Genomic DNA, 20239 nt, shown 5'->3' with positions numbered 1-20239 from the left:
ACAATCAGAGACCATTCTTCGTCGCTGATATCAGACGGATATGGTTTGCGTGCAGTATTCATCCATCTGTTCTGCAACACTCACGCCAGAAAGTACATAACACCCTCTAGGACCAGATCAAGAAGCATCCGCATCGTCTTGCGCAATGTCAGCAGCGGATCGCTGGAAACCATGGTGTCCGATGGCGTCGCCGCCACGAGAAAACTTTTCCCCAATTCCGAAATGACCGTCTTGAACAGACTTTCCTTGGAAGGGTGCCGCCGATAGATGGTCTGCTTGCCCACCTGGGCCACCGCCGCAATCTGCTCAACAGATGTGGCTGCGTACCCCTGTTCTCCAAACAATCTGCTGGCTGTCTTCAAGATAAGAATATCCAGCTCCTCGGATATCCGACCATCAGGCCGACCTGAAATCTTCTTTCTTTCGTCTCTGTCCGGCATGAACTTTTCCTGATGCACGTCGGCACAGGAAATATACGAGACGTTCTCGTCTCGCAAGATTTTCATAGAGACTGACGACCTGCTTCGAGCCTGCAAAACCACTTTTCGTTATGATAAACAGGAATGAATCGCCAAATGGGCCCGAGGATGGCCGATACCCTTTAGAGCATCCCGAAACCAGACATTCCGTCCCCCGTGCCAAAACCGCGCAACGGCCAGGCAATGTCACACCGCTTTTCAGTGCCTCAAATTCAAAATGAATATCATTTAATTTTTAAAGCCCACCACCTTTCACTGCCCAATAAAAATTCTCATATTATTCATTGAAAATAAATAAATTACAGGAAGATAAAACAATCTAACTATAAAAATAAACATATAACACAATTATATGTTAATAATAATTCACTATCATTGGAATTATAAATATTATAAATTCAAAACTATATTTTAAAAACAATAAGAGGAGCGATTCATTGCATCTCAACCGGAAAGCTCTCCCCCATCTCCCCGATAATGTCTATCGCCCTGAATTCGACCTATCCCAACTTACTCCCGGCATCCTTCATCTCGGTTGCGGCAATTTTCATCGCGCCCATCAGGCCGTCGCCACGCAGGCGGCCATCAACCGGGAAGGCCCGGACGGCCTCAAATGGGGCATCGTCAGCGCCACCATGCGACGCCCCGACCTCGTGAACCAGCTTCGGCCACAGGACAATCTCTACACCCTGCTGACCCGCATCGAAGACAGGACCGTCGCGTCCGTCATCGGCTCCATTCATGAGATGGTATTTTCGGGTGATGAGGCCATCGATCTGGCGGAACGTGTCGCCGATCCTCGCATACGCATCATCTCCCTGACCGTGACGGCCAGCGGCTATTACCTGACCGCCGATGGACGGCTCGACCCGGAGGCGCAGGCCATCCGGCAGGATCTTTCAGCACGACATCCCCGCACAGCCATAGGTATTCTGGCGAACGGTCTCGCTCTGGTGAGACAACGTGGCACTGTTCCCCCCGTGATCCTGTGCTGTGACAATGTCAGCCACAACGGTGCAACGCTCAGGCAGGCTGTCATGGATTACGCCTCTCTGCGTGGCGATGATCGGCTGGCGGCATGGATCGGAGAAACGGTTCAGTTCCCCGACACGATGGTCGACCGGATTGCACCATCAAGCCACATTGATGACGTCGCCGATGCAAAGAAGGCTCTCGGCGGAATTGTCGATGCCGCACCCGTTTCTGCTGAACCGTGGTTTCAGTGGATCATCGGGCCGTTCGATGGTCTCCGCCCCTACTGGGAGGCGCACCCCGGCACAAAATTCGTCCGAGACGTCGCTGTCTTTGAAGCCGCCAAGCTCCAGATGCTGAACGGTAGCCATATGCTGCTCGCCTATACGGGCGCACTTGCCGGGTTGAACACGATCGCGGAAGCCGCCAGCGATCCCTCCCTCGGACGCATCACCGCCCGTTTCATACGGGACGAACAGACAGCAGGCATTACCCTCTCCGCCGAGGAACTGGACGATTACACGCAGGCTCTGATGGCCCGCTTTCAGAATCCCGGTATCGTTCATGATGCAGAGCGCGTGGGACGCAACGGTTCGGCCAAGATGGCAGACCGGGTGATGCGCGCCATGCGGGACAATCTTGTTGCAGGTCGCTCCGTTTCCGGCGCATCGCTGCTTATCGCCAGCTGGATACGCTGGTTCGCGCTGAACGATCAGGAGGCGCTGGAACTGTGCCTGACTGACCCGAAAGCGAAGGTTTTACAACGCATCTGCGCCGAAGCTCGTGATGATCACAGGGCGCAGGCGGAGGCCTTCCTCGCCATGGAGGAAGTCTTCGGCCCGCCGCTGCCAGATCATGATCGTATCGTGGCGGAAATTGCTGGCCTGCTGCGCCGACTGACGGAGGAGGATGTGCCCTCCGTCCTCCGTGAACTGGCATCCTGAAAGTAAATCTCAGGCTGTTTTCAGCACAGTCTGCAAATAGGCCCTTACGACAGTCAGATCATCCACGATCGCCAGCGCCTTTTCGTGGATGTCATCGGCGGGTTGAAGAAGATCCGGCACCACAATAACCCGTATGCCCGCCGCATGAGCTGCCCGCGCACCGGAATGAGAGTCCTCAAGCGCGAGGCAGTATTTCGGCTCGATACCGATTTTTTCAGCAGCTTTCAGATAAGGCTCTGGATTGGGTTTGCCTGCGCTGACATCGTCCCGCGTGACCGTCGCATCAAAACGCTTGTCGAGACCAACAAGTTCCAGATGGTGATCCGTGCGATAACGGCTTGAAGACGTGGCAATCGCCCGTGGGATACGGAACTCGTCCAGAAGATCCAGCAAGGGAAGCACGCCGGTTTTCAGAACCAGTCGGCCATTATCGACATACTCGCGGAGCACCACTTCCTGACGGGCAAAAAACTCCTCCATGGGAAAGGCCACACCGTAGGCTTCATGCACCAGCCTGCGGCATCCATCCGCAGGCACGCCAATCATGGAGCGGCAGAAACTCATCGGAATGTCGTAGCCAAGGTCTTTACCAGCATCGACCAGCGCATCCATCGCCAGCGTCTCACTGTCGAGCAGCAACCCGTCCATATCGAACACCACCCCACGAACAGGGGCGGATGATACATTGCGAAGCTGGGCTGGAATAATCTGCTCTGTCATTTTTCTTCCTGTATATTTTTCTTGCAGCGAATGTACAGCAGTAAGACCGCAAATGAAAAATCCAGAAAATTAAAAGATATTCACCCACATCACGTCATTGGAAATCATAAAAAAAACGCCTCTTCCAGGCGTGCTACCCGGAAGAGGCGTCAGAACTCAGAAGGCCGCCTTAATTAAAAATGCAGCGCCCCATCATAAGCCGCCAGCACAGCTTCATGCATCGACTCAGAGATTGTCGGATGCGGGAAGATGGTTTCCTTCAACTCCGCTTCCGTCAGTTCACCACTGCGGGCGATGACATAACCCTGAATCATCTCCGTCACTTCCGCACCGATCATGTGCGCGCCCAGCAACTCGCCGGTCTTGGCGTCGAACACGACCTTCACCAGACCTTCCGGCTCGCCCATGGCAATCGCCTTGCCATTGCCGATGAACGGGAAACGACCAACGCGGACCTGATAGCCTGCCGCCTTCGCCTTGGCTTCCGTGTAGCCGACTGACGCCACTTGCGGACGGCAGTAGGTGCAGCCCGGAATCTTGGTCACGTCGATCGGATGCACATGCTTGCCGGCAATCGCTTCAACACACATGACAGCCTCGTGGCTTGCCTTGTGCGCCAGCCACGGAGCGCCAGCCACATCACCGATAGCGAACACACCCGGCTCACCAGTGCGGCAGAGATCATCGGTCACGATATGCGTGCGATCCACGACAATCTTTAGGACGACCGGAAAAAATCGCGCTCATAGGTGCGATTGCACGTTCAGTCGCACGGCACGCCCGCATGATGTGACCTCGTTTCCTGTGGGAGAGGTCTGTCATGGTGTGTTCTGTCCGGTTGCCGCTTCAACCACTTCCGCAGGCGGGGGTGGCACGGGGCCGGAGTCTGACCTCGCCGTCATGCGTCCAGGATGACATCCACGAGCCCGAGGTCTCAAGACAACCCTTTGGGCTCAGGAACGCACGCGGCGACAAGGCGTGGCTGCGTTCATCGCAGGGCTACGCCCCGCGCTGCCCGCATCCCCACCTCGCTTGCCTGCATTCCACCGGTCTTGACACCTCGGGCTCGCGGACGTCGTGGCGTTGGCAGGACGGGACGAGAAAAACGTCAGACCCCGACCCCTTTCAGCGGCAACATCGGGGGCTGCGCTGCCCCCGAACCCCCGCAGGACGAACAAGAAAAACAATATTCTGTGGTCGTTCCGTCAATACAGTGCGGTGTCTTTTCCTGAAAATAAAGTCGTTTATTTTGGCCTTTAGTTACTTGGAGTGGTGCGCGTTCTGTACTAACCTTTTCTTGTATTCAGGATATATCAGCAGCGGAGATCTCCGATGATCCAGCGTCAGACCGATGAGCAGGCCCACGAGGAACTCGTGCGGTTTCGTGAAGAAATCCGCTGCGAGGTCGTTCTTGAGAAGGCCGGTTACAGGCTCGATAAGACGGAAAGCAGTAAGAACAACCAGAAGTATCGTCGTGGTAAAGGCGAAAGTATTGTCGTCAACCATGGCGGTCGCGGCTGGTGGTCGCCGCACCATAACGCGACCGACAAGGGTGCGAAGGGTTCGGTCATCGACCTGGTGCGCTTCCTCAACCCGGGGATGTCGCTCGGTCACGCGCGGCAGGAACTGCGCGGACTGCTCGGCGTCGCTCCAACCGGGGCGACCTACGAGCACGCGCCCGGCGAGGAGCGCCCGCGCCGGGATCCCTCGGTGATGTGGAACCGTCACCCGGTGCTTGTGCGCGGATCGGCCGTTTGGACTTACCTCACGCTTACCCGTGCCCTGCCCGAAGCTCTCCTGGCGCACGTGGCCCGGCAGGGCGTCCTGCGCGAGGGCATGAAAGGCACCGCGTGGTTTGCCCATCACGACAACAACGGAGCGCTGACCGGGATGGAGATGCGCGGCCCGGAATACCGGGGTTTCTCCTCGGGTGGCGGCGGCAAGCGGCTGTTCCGTTTCCGGGCAGACGAAGGGACGCGCCCTCTGCGTCGTCTGGTCATCTGCGAGAGCGCGATCGACGCCTTGTCGTTTGCCGCGCTCGATCATGCCGTCTTCCGGCAGGGCACGCTCTACGTGTCCACCGCAGGCGGCCTCGGACCGGACGCCTGGGAGGAACTCAGGGCGCTGATGGCCGCACTCCCGCAGGCGCAGGGACGCGTGATCGCCGCTGTGGACGCGGACGCGCAGGGTGATCGTTACGCCGAAAACTACATCACGATGGGCGAGGAACTGGGACTGCTGGCCATGCGCCTCTCCCCCGATGCCAACCTCAACGACTGGAATCGTGTCCTTCAGGACAAACGTGCCAACCATAAGGAAAACGCAGCATGACCCTCACACCCGATCCCCTGGCCCGCGTGCTCCCCTGGGAGGCCGCGACCCTCGAAGCGTGGTTCCAGCATAAACTGGCCCGCTCCCTGTGGAGCGAGGCGGGTTTCGCCGGACATCCGCGTCACTACCTCATCTGCACGGACGGCCTGACCGACGTGCAGGGTCTCATCATCGGGGGCACCCGCGACGGCGCTCACTGGGACCGGGACGGGCTGTTTCGGATCTTCACCGAGGACCGCGTGATTGCGACCGTCGATGGCAGTCGGGCGCGGGAACTGCGTATCGAGCATCGACCCGAGGTGATGCGTCAGGTCTTTCCGTCGGCAGGCGCGGTGCCGTGCCGCGAGAACACGGTCCAGAACCTGTTCGTCGCCGCACGGTTGGCCACGATGTTTCGTGATAACCCCGAGGCGCGCCGTGTCTGGGCCACCCATGTCCAGCGGGTTCACGCGCAGGGCGGGGCGGTCGAAGAAGAGCGGCACGTGCCGACCCAGCTTGTGTGGATTGGTGAGGACGATTACCAGGCGGCGGCTCTCGTGCTCGATGGCACATGGATCGACGAACTGGTCGGGTTCTCGACGTTTCGCCCGATGATCGTGCTGGTGGAGAACGAGCATGTCGTGCGGGTGGACCCGGCCTGTGAGCGTATCCTCAACGCGGAGCGGATCCGGTGAGCGCGCAGGCGGGACTGACCGCGATCCTTGAGCCTCTCACACTCTCCCAGCGCGAAGCCGCACTCGCCGAGGGACGGGTTCTGGTCCTTGCTGGTGCTGGAACGGGCAAGACCAAGACCCTGACCGCAGGTGTCGCCACCCGTATCCGTGCGCGCGGCATGCTGCCGGCGCGGATCCTGTGCGTGACCTTCACCAACAAGGCGGCCGCCGAGATGCGTCAGCGGATCGCTGGCGTGCTGGGCGAGGGGCAGGCGCCGACCTGGCTGGGCACGTTCCACGGTCTGGGTGCCCGTCAGCTGCGCGCCGAGCCCGAGGTGGCCCATCTGCGGTCGGGCTTCGATATCCGTGACGCAGACGACAGTCTGGCCATCATCCGCCGGATCATGAAAGGGCTGCCGGAACATGAAGTGCCGGTGCCCGAGGACGGTAAACGCTGTGACGCCCGACAGGTCAAAAAGATGGCCGAGCGGATCGGGCACATGAAGGACGAACTCGTGCGTCCCGAGGAGGCGTGGTCATGGGTCGCAGCCCTGCTGGCGCGGCGCCGGGCGGCGCATAAATGGGCGGACGAAGAAGGCTGGAACTTCGCCGTCAGGCTCTACGGTCTGTATCAGGCGACCCTGCGCGAGCAGAATGCGGCTGACTTCGGCGATCTCCTGATGTGGCCGACGCTGGCGCTTCTCAACGACAGGATCTACCGTCGGCGCTGGTCCGAGCGGTTTACGGCCGTGCTCGCCGATGAATTTCAGGACGTCAATCACGGTCAGATGCTCTGGCTGACACTGATGTCGGAGTATTCCGGCGAACTCTTCTGTGTAGGTGATGACTCGCAGAGCATTTATTCCTGGCGTGGCGCGAAGATTTCTTTCATTCGCAATTTCCAGAAGACGTTTCCCGGCGCGACACTGGTCAAACTGGAAGAGAACTTCCGCTCCACCGGCCGTATTCTTGCCGCCGCCAATGCGGTGATCGCCTTTGACGAGGGGCGCATCCCCAAGACGCTCTATACGAAGCGCGATGCCGGCGAGCTGATCGAGGTGGTGGACTACGGATCCGGTGAGGCGGAAGCGCACGGGATCGCCGCCGAGATGGGATGCCGGGCGGCCGATGGTGTGGCCTGGCGCGATATGGCGATCATTTACCGCCAGAACAGACTCTCTCGGGCACTGGAAGAGGCCTTGCTACATGCCCGCATACCCTATGAGATCATCGGTGACGTGGGCTTCTATCATCGGGCCGTGGTCAAGGACGCGCTGGCCCTTCTGGTTCTCTCCGGCTGCCCTGAGTTCCGCCAGTCCGACGAGGCGTTCCGTCGTGTGGCCAACCTGCCCAAACGCGGCCTCGGCGCCAGAGGAATGGGGGAAATCGAGAAGGAAGCCCTCGCCCGAGGTCTGAGTCTGTTCGATGCCGTGGAACATACTGCGCTTCCGGCAAAGGTGAAGGCAGCGCTGACGGAGTTCTGCCGGGTCGTGCGCCTGATCGGCATGGACCCCGAGCTACGCCTGTGTGAGCGCATCGAGCTTCTCGTGGACAAGACAGGCTACAAAAGCATGCTGCGCGATCTGGGCACCGACGAGGCCGAGGACGCACTGGGCAATCTCAATGAGCTGGTCACACTCAGTGAAGGGTTTGTCCGTACACAGGATCTTCTGGAGCACGCGGCGCTTGCGACCTCGGGACCGAAAGAAACAGGTGGGGACAGGGTGCAGCTGATGACCATGCACCGCGCCAAGGGGCTTGAGTTCGGGCATGTGTTTCTGCCCGGCTGGGAGGAGGCGGTGTTTCCCGGGCACAGGAGAGCGCAATTACGAGGAAGAGCGCCGTCTGGCCTATGTGGCGCTGACGCGGGCGATGTATCGCGCCACCATCACCTGGGCAGGGTTCCGGCATGGTATGCGCTCGGAGCGCTGTGGTTTTGTTGACGAAATCCCGCTCGAGCACCGTCACGCGGGCTGGTTGCGTAAAGCGCAGCAGGGGGAGGCGGTCGGGCAGACTCTCAGCCCGTCCTGGCAGCGTGCGCGGGCACAGATGGATGCACTGGGGTTCTGAGATGAGCGAGAATGGTTCTTCCCTTCCTTTCGATACGGCGCCCCCACGCAAGCCTGTCCATCGGTCACGCTCGGGTTGGGCGCATGACTGCGAGATCTGTGGCAAGGGCGCGCCTTTCGGGTTCGACCATCCCCGGGGCGGGATGCAGTGGTTCTGTTCCGAACATCGGGAGAGGGGCGAACGCAAGGATGGGTCCACGTCGAAGAGGCCGTCGGCATGAGGCGCGCGTCAGTTCTCGCAGGGCTTGTGCTCAGCTTTTCGCTGTCTTCGGTCGCCCATGCCGAGGTGATCTCCTGCGCTCCGCAGTTCCCGGGTGGTCAGCCGCCCGCGGTTGTGGACGAGACGCTGCGCAGCGGCACGGTGATGCTGTGCAGCCATGGTTACGCGGTGCTGGAATCCGAGCGCACCCGGGGACCGCTATGGGCGGCGGAGTATCTGTCCGAGGAAAATCTTGAGGTCGCGGGGAGCACCCCGAGGCGGAGCAGTTTCTATCCCGATGGACGTCTACCGCTGACCATGCGGGCCGAACTTTATGACTATAAATCATCTGGGTACGATCGTGGTCACATGGTGCCATCCGGTGACGAAGCGGGCCTGTCATGGCAGGCCGAGACCTTTGCGCTCTCCAACATTGTGCCGCAGACGGCTGAACTTAACCGGGGTGCCTGGGCCGGGGTGGAGAGTGCGGTGCGCGGTCTCGCGGATCGCGACGGTGAACTCTATGTCGTCACGGGGCCGGGCTACGATCCTGACGATGATCAGACCATCGGGCCGGACCACATCCCGGTTCCGGCGCTGACATGGAAGGCGATCTACGATCCGGTGAGCAATGGCACCGGGGTCTATGTGTGTCTCAACACCACCACGCCGCAGTGCCGTGTCATCTCGGTTGCCCTGCTTACCGAACTGGTGCGGATCGACCCGTTTCCGGGTGTGCCGGCGACGGAAAAGAGCCGCGTGATGGCGATGCCGCCGATCGGGGACAGTCCCTATGCGATTGAGCACGATGCCAGCGCGCGCGGGCTGTTGCGGGAATGGGCCGCGCCCAAGGTCCAGAAGGCGCTGCGCTCGCTGATGAAGGCGATGCGGGATGGATGAGTTCAAGAGAGAGCGATGCAATCGGCGCTGGCGCACTGACGATCATGGCTTGCCAATAAAAAAAGTCGAAGTTGCCAATAAATAACTGTTGCACAGAGGAAAAATTCGTTCCTATTGGGTGTCGTCTTTCAATAACAGAAAAGCGACGTGTTCATGGAAAATCATCTGACGGGGGCGGTTCTCGAGACCCTGAGAAGCGTGGGTGCATCCGACTATCCCGTGTCTAGCGGTAAGTCGGGAACCTCGAAAGTTCACCGTTTTCGGTTGCCGAACGGGCAGCCCGTCGTTCTTCAAACAAATAATGTAATTCCACGGATGTGGTTTTTAGCGGCCCATGATGACGCAACACTGCGTCGGCTAGGTGAATGCAAGCATTATGCAGCGGGAAAAAGTCGTCACCACCATCTTGGACCGGTTCGGGAGTTCAAGGGTCGAGAACTTGTTCAAGTCACACTGACCGCAAATCTGCCGATAGTGCGGGATACGATGCGTGCGATTGGAACAGCATAGCAAAACAGGTTCAGTCGATGATCTTGTTTCGTTCCGGTTGTGCGGGCAGGATCGCAGTATGTCGCCACCTCGCCCGCATGACGGCCTACGCCGCATTCTGCACATCGACATGGACGCTTTCTACGCCTCCATCGAGCAGCGTGACGACCCGGCTTTGCGCGGTCGCCCGCTGGCCGTGGGACGGGAAGAAGCGCGTGGTGTCGTGGCGGCTGCCAGTTACGAGGCGCGGCCTTTTGGTGTTCGTTCGGCCATGCCCTCCATCGTGGCCCGGCGTCAGTGTCCGGATCTGATCTTCGTGCGTCCCCGCTTTGAGGTCTATCGTGCGGTCTCGGCGCAGATCCACGCGGTATTTACCCGTTACACGCCCCTGATCCAGCCGCTGGCGCTGGATGAGGCGTCGCTCGATGTGACCGATCATCTCGAAAGCTTCGGTTCGGCCACCGCGATCGCCGAGGCGATCCGCGCGGACATCCGAAAAGAGACGGGCCTGACGGCTTCTGCCGGCGTGTCGTACAACCGGTTTCTGGCGAAACTGGCGTCCGATCAGAATAAGCCTGACGGGCTGTTCGTCATCACCCCCAAGCAGGGACCAGTGTTCGTGGCGACACTTGCGGTTGAGACGTTTCATGGCATTGGCCCGGCAACGGCGAGGAAGATGCACGCCCTGGGCATTCACACAGGCGCGGATCTGCGAAAGTGGCCAGTGGACGCCCTGCGGGGACATTTCGGAAGTGCTGCCGAGTTTTATTACGGGATCTCGCGTGGCATCGACAACCGACCGGTCAACCCGGACAGACAGCGCAAGTCGATAGGCACCGAAACCACCTTCGAGCGTGACGTCGCGTCGCAGGAAGACCTGCAGGCTGCACTGGAAACGATTGCCGCCAAGCTCTGGGCGTCCTGCACAAAACGGCAATTGTCCGGCTGCACCGTGACCGTGAAGGTGAAATACGCCAATTTCCAGCAGGTGACCCGCGCCCGCTCGATAAGTGATCCGGTAACGGATGAGCGCGAGCTGGCGACGCTCGGTCGTCTGGCATTGCAGACGCTGTTTCCGCTGGCGAGACCCGTGCGTCTTGTCGGTCTGACCCTGTCGGCCCTCGTTGAAAACGATGTGGCCCACGAGGGACAACTGGGGCTTTTCGAAAAATAATAGAACCGTCGCAAACCCGGTTCAGTCGCAGACGAACGGCGTATTCCTCGGCGTTGGGATGACTTCGGACATCTCAACGTATTTCATTTCAGAGGAGGCATTCCATGTCATGTGCGTCGCTCATGTTCGATTTCACTGCCAGCCGTTTTGCTGGAGCCGTAGCCACATCTTCATGCCGCTCCTGTTCCCTCCATGTCGGATCCGAGGGGGCACAATGATCGAAGCGGGCTCTGATCTGATGGCGTTTCAGCATGGCGTTCTGATCGCCGGTGCGATCTGGTTTTTTATCTGTGGCTTCGTCACGTCGAAACGACGCACATGGCTGACCGCCGCTCTCGCAGGCTTCATGGTGCTTGGTCTGATATACGTGGTCGTGGCACCGACACAATCGGCGATGGATGTCTTTCCATGAAGCGGTCGCGAGGACCGCGGCAGGGAGATCTGTTCGGGTGGCGGCGTCCGCGTGCCGCGCCTCGGCTTCTGGCTCATGCAGTTGATGTCGGCGACCACGGGTGCGTCTATTCACCCGGGATGACCATGGTCGCGCTCTTTGTCTGCGCTCGATGCGGATGGGAGTCCCGGTGGATCGAGAGACCCAACATGACCGCGACAAAAAGAGGAATTGCCTGCGAGGACTGCAACAGCTCAGACGTCGCAGCCTCTTGTCAGGACAGGTGAATCAGGGATTGTTCTTTCTGTTCTGAAAAACAGAAGGGATATTTCGATGAAAAGAACATCTGCGGTCCTGGTCGCCGGTCTGCTCGCGCTGTCCTGTGGATATGCTGCTCGTGCGGACGAAGATCGTGGCGCTCCCTCGGGTAAGCCTCTGCGCGTGGAAACGACGTGGGAGCCGGTCAATCAGTCTCTGACTGATCTCATAAATAGCGGTGCAAAGCTTGTTTCTGCAGGGTTTGGTATGGGCGGCCCGACGGCGACCATCGTCAAGGATGGCCACTACATCCTCTGCGGCATCGAAACGCCGGGTGGTCTTGCCGAGCGCAAGATCGCTGAGTCCGAGTGTTACCGCATCAATTGACGAAATCTGACACGTGGGGAGAGACCCTTGGGTCTCTCTTTCGTCCGCCCTTCAGGACGCGAGCGCGTCCTTGAGGGCCTTGGCGGCTGTGAAGCCGAGGCTGCGTGAGGCGGCGATGTCGATCGTCTCACCTGTCTGCGGGTTGCGTCCCTTGCGCGCGGCGCGCTCACGCAGATCGAACTTGCCGAAATCCTTCACCGCAACCGCATCGCCCTTCTTCACTGCACCGGTGATGACCTCGAAGGTCGCGTCCAGCGCCTTTCTGGCGTCGGCCTTGCTCAGATCGGCACGTTCGGCGATTGCCGCGATCAGTTCGGATGTGTTCATGAGGGTCTCTCCAGTTCAAAAAGATGCCGATCCCATCGACAGGACGGCTTGCCGAAGCCGCCACTATGGCGGAAACGGATTAACGCGCCACCACCACACAAGCATGGCGCCATGGCATGATCGTGACGATCGGTGCGACTGACGACAGGCGCATCTCAGTCGCACGCCTGACCGTTACGACTGTTCGTGCGCCTGGTCATGGGGACGCGGGCCGCTCCGAGAGGACAGAGAATGAAGAAGAGTTTCCCAGCCCTGCTTGCCGTAGTAGCGGCCGCATCGAGTAGTGTGGCCCTGGCGGCACCGGTCGAGCGTCCCATGGGGGGCGGTGTCGGCTCCGGACGGGCCGAGGTGGTCTCAAAGACCCGCATCGCGACGAACTTCGAGGCGACGTCGGACAAAAGCCTGACGGCGCTTCTCGACGAGGGCTACGCCATCACGTCGGCGACCGGTGATGACGGTCAGATCCTCTATCTGGTCAAGGAAGGACATGACGGCGAGCATTCGCACTGGTACCGCTGCGAGCTGATCGGCGACAGCAACGGAAATGTGCGCCTGGGCCTGAGTCATCACGCGGCTTCTGACTGCAGGGCGTTGAACTCATGAGCCTGGACACCAAAGGACCATTCCGCAAACCGACCCAGCAGTTCATCGACGCCATCAGGAAGGGCCTTCCGGGGCAGTTCGCGGGCGTGCAGTCCAGCCGGACGGCCGCGCAGGATGACGATGACGAGTTTGAGTCCGAAGAAGCTGCCGACTGGATCTACCTCAAAAACGGTTTTGCCGTGAAAATCGGCTATATCTCCGAAGACGACGACCGCGTGTTCGACATCATCACAGGCGAGCCGGGCGGTGACGAGACGCTCGACGACGAGTTCGGTGAGGGCGATGACGCGCCCGCGGAACTGGAGCAGGAGACGCTCGATGAGCATATCGCTTTCCTGCGCGGAGAAGACATCTCAGACTGATGCCATGGGGCGCGTTCGCTGCGCCGCGATGATCTGATCCCAGATGCGGACTCGCGACGCATGGGGCGCGCGGCAGCTTGCACCCCTGATCTCGCTGGCCAGTGTCTCCGGATTGAGCACATACTCTGCGAGCATCGGATCGGTCTCGGCCGATCCGGTCAGCACGACACGCGACACCACCTGAAAATCCAGAGCAACCGGCGCCACCACGGCGCGCACGGCGGCACAGTGGCCCATGTTCTGGTGAAGCGGGCTGAGAACAAGGCGTCCGTCTTTCTCGGTCCCCACGCGCTGGCGCCACCGGCGATCTGCCGGATGACCGGAAAGCCGTCCGGCGTAATGCTTGGTCTCGATCACCATGACGGCATCGGGGAGCAGGACCAGATGGTCGATCTGGGTAAAGCCTGCCCCGGTCACACTGGGAAGATGCACGTCATGCAGGGTCGGGAGACCGCACGACGCAAGGGTCTCGCCGACGATGCTCTCGCCTTTCGCGCCCTTGATGTGGGCGCGCAGCGCCTGCCACGCGGCATGGGCGCTATCGGTTCGCACGCGGCGGCTTGGCGCGCCCTTTGGACGGCGCTGGATCCGCACCATCAGAGAGACACGATTGAAAGCAGAGGGCAGGGGGCGGGCATGAGGTCTCCTTTCCGGGGTGGCAAGGGAGAGTCTGTCATGCCCGCGTGCGACTGTGCCTGTTTCAGACACAGCAAAAAAAAGCGTTCGAAAAGGAGACGGTCAGCCCTGTTTCTTCGGGCGTCCGCGACGCGCTTTGACGGGCGCGTCCTGCGGAGCCTCAGCCGCCTTCGTGGGGCGCGTGGCCCGCGTCTTCGCCGGAGCGCTGGTCTTTTTCGCTGCGCTGGCGGCGACCTTTACAGGTTCAGCCTTCTTCTTCGCAGGCCCCCTGGTGGCTTTTGCTTTCGGCTTGGCGGGTGTCATGCGTTCCTTGAGTACAGGGGACGCCTTGAAGCGCACCGTGCGTCCGGCCTCGACCCAGACCTCTTCCTGGGTGCGCGGGTTCAGCGCCTTGCGCGCAGAGGTCTCGCGCAGGGTGAATGTGCCGAAACTTGGCAGGGTAAAGCTGCCGGTCTCTTCGATCTGGGTGATGATCGCTTCGATCAGATCCTCGGCTGCCTTGTTGGCGGCAACCCCAGTGCTGTCCATGGAATCCTGCAGCACTGCCGCAATGAACGCCTTGCTCATATTGTCTTCCTGTTCTGTCCGCTACACGTTAGGGCGCGCGGGGCGTGCTCATGGCATAAAAGTTATGAAGACGTCACTATTTTCGGAGCGATGAGTGGTCCGCGTGTCGAGAAATGCACGTGGATATGGGGATCGCCCTGCGGAACAGGTTGTGTCCGTGGACAGGTAAACCTGACCACCGCCGCACCCTTCGCTCCACATCTCCACCTGCCCAGCCAGAGCGATTTTCTTTTTCCAGCCGAAGATGATGTGGGTTTTCCCTGTCGGGAACACCAGCGAAACCGCGTGTGGCATTGGGAAAACGTGTCATTGCCCATTCGTCGCGCTTTTTTTTCGCGACATAGGCCATTTCCGGTACCCAACAGATTACAGACGATGTATATATACAGGAGAAATCAGACGGGAGGATAACGATGTTTCAGCCACGATTTTACGCTACGTCGCCCGGTCTCAAGGAAACCCGTAAGCCGAGGTGGGAAGATATTCACGCTTTCGCGCGACGGTTGGCGACGGTCAACGGGGCAACGACCTGGCGAATTGCACCGACGCCAACCCGGGTGGTGGAAGCCGACGACGAGAGGCCGATTTTGCGCGTGAGCATCGGACGGAACACCTCGGATGGCGCAATGGACGTGTATGGATGGGCCGAGGTGTATAATGGTCGATGAAGCACAAGAGATCACGCCGGTTTCCGATTTCTGGCGCGCGGAAGCCCTGATGGAGGAGGCCGGCTTCGAGGCGGCGTTCTTTTCCCTGGGAGCGCCGCTTCGACGCAAGGTTGCGCGGAATGCGGCGAGTGAGACCGAGATTCTGATGAAGATGCCGCGCTGGGCCGCACTCTCGGATGAGGACCGGGCAATATGTCTTCATGCGCTGCGCTTTTCGTGTGCCGCCGGCGATCTAGGGCAGGTGGGTTTGCGGACCATGCTGGCGCGGATCGCTGAGGCCGCCCCAGGCGAAGCCGGGCCGAGGCGAGCGATGGTCGCTTTCAGGGCTGTTCGTAATTATCACCCCGAGGATCCCGAGCCTGAGCTGACAGCGACATTGGCGCGGATGCGTAGTGCAGGAGTTCGCCACCTCAAGGCCGCCGATCTCATACACGTTATGCAGGCGGGCGACGATCTGAGCCCAGCTGACAGGTTCTGGTATCTTGAGATCGCGCTTGGTGCCGGGCGACCCGATGCAAACAACGGCGTTGGTGAAAAGGGATATGGCGGTCCGCCTGAGCCTGAAACAGTGCGGGCCGCCCGTGAGGAGGCCGGACTTACGCAGGCCGAGGCGGCGCAGCTGGTCCATGCCACCCTCAATGCGTGGCAGAAGTGGGAGAGTGGCGATCGCAAGATGCAGGCGGCGACATGGGAGCTCTTCCAGATCAAGACTGGTCAGTTGGACAGCGGCGCATGACACGTTTGAACTCTCCGGACCGCGTGGCCTTGAGCGCTGCGGATGGTCCTGGCCGTGTGAACCGGAGATGTGACGTGAGCATGATCTTTTCCGTGCCGGACAAACTGCATGCCCCGAGTGAGGTGCTTGTCGAGGCCTTCAGCGAGAAGATCGTGCGCGTGGATCGACACGATCTAGCCGATCCTCTGAGCGCGGATATCCTGTGGAGTACATGGAACGCCGATGTGAATCCGGTCGAAGGGACCGCACTGTTTGTTTCACCCGTCCGAGGCCGTGCAGGCGCGTTGGCGTGGGAACTTGAACTCGCGACGCTCCTGCTTGGCGGCGAGAGCATCGTGCACTGGTGTGCCACGGTCGCAGAAGAGGACGTCGTGGCGGAAGTATTTCGTAATGGTCTCGATATGATCCTGCTTGAGCTGCAGAAAGAACGCTCTCTTCGACCGCAAGTGATCGGCTGAGATTAAGCTTAGGCGTCGGAGTGGCACCGGTTCAGCTTAAGGAAGATCCAGTTATGACGATTGTTACTAATGAATCCGCAAGCGGTTTCCAGGATACGCCCGGCGATTTTCAGAAGACGATTTCGTAACGTGGTGAACTCGGCCGAGGCGAGCGGCTGTGGGGCTGGGATGGCGTCCCGCAGGGTGAGCATCAGCCAGTATGCGGCAGTGTGCAGCACCAGGCGGACCTGGTTGGCCAGTGGCGATCGACAGCTTGTGCGGTCGGATGCCAGTTGGCCCTTGTGACGCTTGATCAGGTTTTCGGCCTGTCCACGGGCACAGTAGAGGGCACCGCAGAGCCATTCGGCGTTGCCGCCTCGCAGGCTGGTGACCACGCAGCGTATGTCGAGCCCCAGCGTCGTGGCTTCGATCCGGGCGGCCACGTGCCGCTGTTGCTTCCAGGATTTCGCGCCATAACGGATTTCGGCATAGCCGCGCAGGGATTGAGCCCGCGTCTCGGCACGCCGGACGCGGATGTCATCGGCCGAGGGTTCGAGAAGCCGGTGCAGCACGCTGTTGCCCGGCAGGCCGAAGATGTAATCGACGTCATGCGCCTCGCACCAGGCCATGACTTCGGGACGTCCGTAATGACCATCCCCACGAATGGTCAGCCGGGTGTTGGGCCAGTGGCTGCGGATACGGCGGATCAGACGACGCAGGTGACCGCGAATTTCCTGTCCGGACGGGGTCTTGCCCGGGCGGATGATAATGGCAACCGGCCTCGACGTGGCGGCATCGTAAACATGGATCGGCATAAAGCACCGCTCGTCATGATGCACGTTGAACAGGGCGAGTTGCTGATGACCGTGCACCACATCGACCGTATCGTCGATGTCCAGCGTCACCGCGGCGGGTGGCCGGGCGTAGCTGTCGCACCATGTATCGACCAGGGCATAGGTCAGGCGAATGACCTTGCACAAAGTCGGGGCGTTCTCCCAACGCGAGATCGTGGGTTGCAAGCACAGATCCCGACCCGTATCGGGCAGTCGTCCGCAGGCGAACTTGAAACCCGGATCGCACCGCAGATGATCGAGGTCGTCGGCGTCCTCGTAGCCGCAGGCAATGGCCAGCATACGGGCGCGCAGAATATCGGCCACGCCGTGTGTCACCCGTCGCGGATTGCGTGGATCGGCTATGAGCCGGGCGAGGCGATCGGCCATGCTGATCCGTCGCTCGGCGGCAGCCAGCAACAGGACACCACCATCCGAGGTGATCCGGCCACCATCAAAATCAGCCGTGATTTTCTTGTGTCGGATGGCTGGAAACAGGAACGGCTGGCTCGTATCGTCGGACATGGCGGGTGTGGCTCGGCGTCATCGGAGAAACGGATGGCTTTGACACCCAATTCGTAAACCCAATCAAAAATTTAGGCGATACCCGCCGCCCAGTCTCGACCGCCCCCGTGAATAAGATGGGATAGTTATATAAAGTCTTGTACAGACTATACGCTTCCGGATAGCTTCTTACAGCCATATAGAAAGTGGTTTCGTCTCTCCCATGTATAGATCTGTAGAAAACATCTCATTGGATCATGTAAGTTCTTTGGCTCCATCCATCCAGAAATGCATTGTTACTAGATGCAAAACCGCGATAGTGATGAGCGCAATGGTTCGCAAAATGGGGTTTAATTTGATTATCTGATAACAAATGAATTCCATAAATAGAGGATTGGCAAAGGAATACCTCCCTATGGAATTTATGCCCGTAGATGAGGCCAAAAATGCAGTAGCGGCAAGAAGTAGTGCATTCAGACGCCACTTAGGTAAGAACGCCATGATTGTGATCAAAGGAAATGCAGCTACAGCAAATATACTATCCAAGATATGTCGCTTGTGCGTAAATCCATGAATTATTGATATGAAAAATAGACGGAAATGCTTGTGCCATGCGATTTCGACATGCGCAAAAGCGAAGCCATCACCTATGTGATGAAAGAGATACAGTACATAAAGTGAGAGGCCAAAGCCGCCTGATGCGATAACGAGGGCGCTTTCGCGCACGCGATCGCGCACTAAGCCGTCACGCTCCTGAGAGAACATCCACCACGCGCCGAGGCAGACGGTCATAATAAACCCTGTCGGACGAGTGAGCGCGAGTAACAGGCAACTCACTGACGAGGCTACGATCCACCGGGCACGCAATGCTGCGATCGACGCCATTAGGATGACGCCGTAAAGAGCCTCAGAGTATTGGGCTGTGTACCACACATTTAAGGGGTACAAGACAAAAGCAAGCGGGAGGAGAAAAGGTTTAATTTTCAGGCCGCGTTCGGTTAAGTCACAACCGCACAACCAAATCAGAATGGGCCAAAGGCATAGATTGACCGCTAGCCCAGACCATACCAAGCTCGCATGGAAGATGTATCCGACTAACGCGACCAGCGCGGGGTAGAGCGGGAAAAACGCCCAGTTTGCTTGTCCAGCCCGTAGAGTATCTTCTAACCGCGGCTCGAGAGAGTAACCATTCTTGGCAATGTCTAGGTACCAAAGGCAATCCCATTGGCAGACTTTGTCCGCTACGTTGCTCCATCCATGAGAAAGAATGGCGGTTAACACCAAATTCAAGGAACAAAGCGCAACGATAGATAGTGCGAATATTAAGCGTGAACGCGCTTTATCGGATCCTACGGTAATACTCATTGGGCGTTGGTCGTCTCTTCAATATGGAAACGTGGACGGCGTTTTGTCTCAAGATAGATCTTGCCGATGTATTCCCCGATGACTCCAAGAGAAAGCATCTGAACGCCGCCCATAAAAAAAATAGCAATGGTAATAGATGCCCACCCACGCACAACATGACCGTTCAATCTGTCACAAATTGTATAAAGTATTGCAATAGCAGAAAAAACAGAAATAATTACACCAGTGAAAGCGATAAATCGTAAGGGAGTGACGCTAAAAGAAGTAATGCCTTCAATGGCCAATGCAATCATTCGCCGGAGTGGGTATTTGGATTCACCTGCCATTCGAGATTGTCGTGCGTAATGAACAGTCGTTGATGGAAACCCGATTAGCGGCACCATCCCGCGCAGAAACAAGTTGCGCTCGCTGTATCTTAAAAGCGCATCAAGCGCGCGTCGATCTAGTAGCCGGAAATCCGCATGGTTGGGAATGATATCGACTCCCATTGTATGCATCAGACGATAGAACAGACCTGCTGTCCCTCGTTTGAATGCTGTATCGCTCGCACGATTATTCCTCGCGCCGCAAACCACATCATTGCCTTCTCGCCATGCGGATAACATCGTCCGGATTACTTTGATGTCGTCCTGAAGGTCAGCATCAATGCTGACGACCGCTTGTGCGTCGAATGCCTCTTTAAGTCCGGCCAGAAGAGCGTTCTGATGACCGCAGTTTCTAGAGAGCTTAATACCGCGAATGTGCGGGGTTGCGGTAGATGATTGGCGTATAATCTCCCATGTGCGGTCGTGACTGCCATCGTCTATGCACAGCACATAGCTGGTTTCATCTATGACGCCATCTTCGATGCCCTTTCGAAGAAAGGACGTTGTCACGCCAAGCGTGTGAGGAAGAATAGCTTCCTCATTGTAACAAGGCATGACCACCGCAAGGAGCGGAGGGGCGTTTCTATCGTTCATGATGCGCGCGTGTAACGCAGTGCGCCGAAATGTCTATAGGTTGTGTCAAAATTTGATGGAGGGTTTGTGCCCTGCGATCCTCCCGACGAAAGCATTGACCGGGAGACGCTTGTCTCTTATATTTTACAGATACGGCTTAGGTCCTGTTAGCACTTGATCCAGTCTGCGGCGGCAGCGATGTGGATGACCGCGAGGAACGACGTTGCTGTTTTTTCATATCTGGTTGCGACAGCGCGCCACTCCTTGAGGCGAGCCCAGAGGTTCTCAACGAGATGCCGA

The 20239-nt window shown here is 58.7% G+C and carries 20 protein-coding genes and 3 pseudogenes; 13 read left to right on the top strand and 10 right to left on the bottom strand.

The features are described from left to right. Nucleotides 1–80: 80 nt before the first annotated feature. Nucleotides 81–440 (bottom strand): TetR/AcrR family transcriptional regulator, encoded by a 360-nt coding sequence (locus GOB87_RS14095; RefSeq protein ID WP_373320719.1) that lies wholly within the window; start codon nucleotides 438–440, stop codon nucleotides 81–83. A gap of 476 nt (nucleotides 441–916) precedes the next feature. Between GOB87_RS14095 and GOB87_RS14090 the strand changes: the two genes are divergently transcribed. Beyond that, a complete protein-coding gene (locus GOB87_RS14090; protein ID WP_166318147.1) occupies nucleotides 917–2395 on the top strand; it encodes a mannitol dehydrogenase family protein in 1479 nt (492 codons plus the stop codon). Between the two features lie 9 nt (nucleotides 2396–2404). Here the strand turns inward: GOB87_RS14090 and GOB87_RS14085 are convergent, their stop codons facing one another. Further along, complete coding sequence (locus GOB87_RS14085) at nucleotides 2405–3115, bottom strand: HAD family hydrolase (protein ID WP_166318144.1); 711 nt, start codon at nucleotides 3113–3115, stop codon at nucleotides 2405–2407. A 173-nt stretch (nucleotides 3116–3288) separates the two neighbouring features. Further along, nucleotides 3289–3834: pseudogene (locus tag GOB87_RS14080) on the bottom strand (FAD-dependent oxidoreductase); the annotation flags it as partial. 613 nt (nucleotides 3835–4447) lie between these two features. On the opposite strand from GOB87_RS14080, the gene GOB87_RS14075 reads away from it, so the two are divergent. From GOB87_RS14075 to GOB87_RS14045, 7 genes are all read left to right on the top strand, one after another. Beyond that, nucleotides 4448–5446: a DUF3991 and TOPRIM domain-containing protein gene (locus GOB87_RS14075; RefSeq protein WP_166318141.1), complete on the top strand. Its 999-nt coding sequence runs from the start codon at nucleotides 4448–4450 to the stop codon at nucleotides 5444–5446. Continuing rightward, nucleotides 5443–6120 (top strand): hypothetical protein, encoded by a 678-nt coding sequence (locus tag GOB87_RS14070; protein ID WP_166318138.1) that lies wholly within the window; start codon nucleotides 5443–5445, stop codon nucleotides 6118–6120. Before GOB87_RS14075 ends, GOB87_RS14070 begins: the two co-directional genes overlap by 4 nt. Continuing rightward, nucleotides 6117–8042 carry an ATP-dependent helicase gene (locus tag GOB87_RS14065; protein WP_264806283.1) on the top strand — a complete coding sequence of 642 codons (1926 nt, stop codon included), beginning with the start codon at nucleotides 6117–6119 and terminating at the stop codon, nucleotides 8040–8042. Before GOB87_RS14070 ends, GOB87_RS14065 begins: the two co-directional genes overlap by 4 nt. A 343-nt stretch (nucleotides 8043–8385) precedes the next feature. Then, nucleotides 8386–9267, top strand: coding sequence for a DNA/RNA non-specific endonuclease (locus GOB87_RS14060; RefSeq protein WP_166318135.1), 882 nt, complete (start codon nucleotides 8386–8388; stop codon nucleotides 9265–9267). A gap of 568 nt (nucleotides 9268–9835) precedes the next feature. After that, entirely contained in the window at nucleotides 9836–10930 is a 1095-nt protein-coding gene (gene dinB, locus GOB87_RS14055; protein ID WP_166318132.1) for a DNA polymerase IV, read from the top strand. 214 nt (nucleotides 10931–11144) lie between these two features. Then, nucleotides 11145–11342, top strand: coding sequence for a hypothetical protein (locus tag GOB87_RS14050; protein WP_166318129.1), 198 nt, complete (start codon nucleotides 11145–11147; stop codon nucleotides 11340–11342). Between the two features lie 312 nt (nucleotides 11343–11654). Continuing rightward, nucleotides 11655–11966: a hypothetical protein gene (locus GOB87_RS14045; protein ID WP_166318126.1), complete on the top strand. Its 312-nt coding sequence runs from the start codon at nucleotides 11655–11657 to the stop codon at nucleotides 11964–11966. 51 nt (nucleotides 11967–12017) lie between these two features. Here the strand turns inward: GOB87_RS14045 and GOB87_RS14040 are convergent, their stop codons facing one another. Continuing rightward, a complete protein-coding gene (locus tag GOB87_RS14040) occupies nucleotides 12018–12293 on the bottom strand; it encodes an HU family DNA-binding protein (protein WP_166318123.1) in 276 nt (91 codons plus the stop codon). A gap of 231 nt (nucleotides 12294–12524) precedes the next feature. Between GOB87_RS14040 and GOB87_RS14035 the strand changes: the two genes are divergently transcribed. Together GOB87_RS14035 and GOB87_RS14030 are read left to right on the top strand one after the other, a co-directional pair. Then, nucleotides 12525–12896, top strand: a complete 372-nt coding sequence (locus tag GOB87_RS14035; RefSeq protein WP_166318120.1) for an ABC transporter substrate-binding protein — start codon at nucleotides 12525–12527, stop codon at nucleotides 12894–12896. Then, nucleotides 12893–13258 (top strand): hypothetical protein, encoded by a 366-nt coding sequence (locus GOB87_RS14030; RefSeq protein WP_166318117.1) that lies wholly within the window; start codon nucleotides 12893–12895, stop codon nucleotides 13256–13258. The genes GOB87_RS14035 and GOB87_RS14030 overlap by 4 nt, the downstream gene beginning before the upstream one ends. On the opposite strand, the gene GOB87_RS14025 is transcribed toward GOB87_RS14030, so the two are convergent. Both GOB87_RS14025 and GOB87_RS16870 read right to left on the bottom strand, forming a co-directional pair. Then, the gene (locus GOB87_RS14025) at nucleotides 13250–13855 is read right to left on the bottom strand and encodes a nuclease-related domain-containing protein (RefSeq protein WP_166318114.1); all 606 of its coding nucleotides are present in this window, start codon (nucleotides 13853–13855) and stop codon (nucleotides 13250–13252) included. The genes GOB87_RS14030 and GOB87_RS14025 overlap by 9 nt on opposite strands. Nucleotides 13856–14200: 345 nt before the next feature. Continuing rightward, nucleotides 14201–14461, bottom strand: a pseudogene (locus GOB87_RS16870) (HU family DNA-binding protein); the annotation flags it as partial. Nucleotides 14462–14874: 413 nt separating this feature from the next. On the opposite strand from GOB87_RS16870, the gene GOB87_RS14015 reads away from it, so the two are divergent. From GOB87_RS14015 to GOB87_RS14005, 3 genes are all read left to right on the top strand, one after another. Then, complete coding sequence (locus GOB87_RS14015) at nucleotides 14875–15129, top strand: hypothetical protein (protein WP_166318108.1); 255 nt, start codon at nucleotides 14875–14877, stop codon at nucleotides 15127–15129. Beyond that, the gene (locus GOB87_RS16640; protein WP_198911727.1) at nucleotides 15119–15865 is read left to right on the top strand and encodes a helix-turn-helix domain-containing protein; all 747 of its coding nucleotides are present in this window, start codon (nucleotides 15119–15121) and stop codon (nucleotides 15863–15865) included. The genes GOB87_RS14015 and GOB87_RS16640 overlap by 11 nt, the downstream gene beginning before the upstream one ends. A 74-nt stretch (nucleotides 15866–15939) precedes the next feature. Continuing rightward, on the top strand, nucleotides 15940–16323 hold the full coding sequence (locus tag GOB87_RS14005; RefSeq protein WP_166318105.1) for a hypothetical protein: 384 nt from the start codon (nucleotides 15940–15942) through the stop codon (nucleotides 16321–16323). Nucleotides 16324–16406: 83 nt separating this feature from the next. On the opposite strand, the pseudogene GOB87_RS14000 reads toward GOB87_RS14005, so the two are convergent. The 4 genes and pseudogenes from GOB87_RS14000 to GOB87_RS13985 form a co-directional block, all read right to left on the bottom strand. After that, nucleotides 16407–17657: pseudogene (locus tag GOB87_RS14000) on the bottom strand (IS1380 family transposase); the annotation flags it as partial. Nucleotides 17658–17891: 234 nt separating this feature from the next. Next, nucleotides 17892–19001 (bottom strand): hypothetical protein, encoded by a 1110-nt coding sequence (locus GOB87_RS13995; RefSeq protein WP_166318102.1) that lies wholly within the window; start codon nucleotides 18999–19001, stop codon nucleotides 17892–17894. After that, nucleotides 18998–19960, bottom strand: a complete 963-nt coding sequence (locus GOB87_RS13990) for a glycosyltransferase family 2 protein (protein ID WP_166318099.1) — start codon at nucleotides 19958–19960, stop codon at nucleotides 18998–19000. Before GOB87_RS13990 ends, GOB87_RS13995 begins: the two co-directional genes overlap by 4 nt. A 146-nt stretch (nucleotides 19961–20106) precedes the next feature. Then, nucleotides 20107–20239, bottom strand: a 133-nt coding sequence (locus GOB87_RS13985) for a transposase (RefSeq protein ID WP_166318096.1), incomplete at its 5' end; no start/stop codon positions are given.

Source organism: Acetobacter estunensis (assembly GCF_011516945.1).
Lineage (GTDB): Bacteria > Pseudomonadota > Alphaproteobacteria > Acetobacterales > Acetobacteraceae > Acetobacter > Acetobacter estunensis.
The sequence above is the reverse complement of the archived record's forward strand: the minus strand, read 5'-3'. Positions and strand labels throughout refer to the sequence as shown.

Excerpts from the sequence above, each read along its gene's own strand:
- GOB87_RS14095 (WP_373320719.1), bottom strand. The coding sequence starts at position 440 with ATGCCGGACAGAGACGAAAGAAAGAAGATTTCAGGTCGGCCTGATGGT.
- GOB87_RS14035 (WP_166318120.1), top strand. The coding sequence starts at position 12,525 with ATGAAGAAGAGTTTCCCAGCCCTGCTTGCCGTAGTAGCGGCCGCATCG.
- dinB (WP_166318132.1), top strand. The coding sequence starts at position 9,836 with ATGTCGCCACCTCGCCCGCATGACGGCCTACGCCGCATTCTGCACATC.
- GOB87_RS14030 (WP_166318117.1), top strand. The coding sequence starts at position 12,893 with ATGAGCCTGGACACCAAAGGACCATTCCGCAAACCGACCCAGCAGTTC.
- GOB87_RS13990 (WP_166318099.1), bottom strand. The coding sequence starts at position 19,960 with ATGAACGATAGAAACGCCCCTCCGCTCCTTGCGGTGGTCATGCCTTGT.
- GOB87_RS14085 (WP_166318144.1), bottom strand. The coding sequence starts at position 3,115 with ATGACAGAGCAGATTATTCCAGCCCAGCTTCGCAATGTATCATCCGCC.
- GOB87_RS14060 (WP_166318135.1), top strand. The coding sequence starts at position 8,386 with ATGAGGCGCGCGTCAGTTCTCGCAGGGCTTGTGCTCAGCTTTTCGCTG.
- GOB87_RS14040 (WP_166318123.1), bottom strand. The coding sequence starts at position 12,293 with ATGAACACATCCGAACTGATCGCGGCAATCGCCGAACGTGCCGATCTG.
- GOB87_RS14015 (WP_166318108.1), top strand. The coding sequence starts at position 14,875 with ATGTTTCAGCCACGATTTTACGCTACGTCGCCCGGTCTCAAGGAAACC.
- GOB87_RS16640 (WP_198911727.1), top strand. The coding sequence starts at position 15,119 with ATGGTCGATGAAGCACAAGAGATCACGCCGGTTTCCGATTTCTGGCGC.
- GOB87_RS14075 (WP_166318141.1), top strand. The coding sequence starts at position 4,448 with ATGATCCAGCGTCAGACCGATGAGCAGGCCCACGAGGAACTCGTGCGG.
- GOB87_RS14025 (WP_166318114.1), bottom strand. The coding sequence starts at position 13,855 with ATGGTGCGGATCCAGCGCCGTCCAAAGGGCGCGCCAAGCCGCCGCGTG.
- GOB87_RS14070 (WP_166318138.1), top strand. The coding sequence starts at position 5,443 with ATGACCCTCACACCCGATCCCCTGGCCCGCGTGCTCCCCTGGGAGGCC.
- GOB87_RS13995 (WP_166318102.1), bottom strand. The coding sequence starts at position 19,001 with ATGAGTATTACCGTAGGATCCGATAAAGCGCGTTCACGCTTAATATTC.
- GOB87_RS14045 (WP_166318126.1), top strand. The coding sequence starts at position 11,655 with ATGAAAAGAACATCTGCGGTCCTGGTCGCCGGTCTGCTCGCGCTGTCC.
- GOB87_RS14050 (WP_166318129.1), top strand. The coding sequence starts at position 11,145 with ATGATCGAAGCGGGCTCTGATCTGATGGCGTTTCAGCATGGCGTTCTG.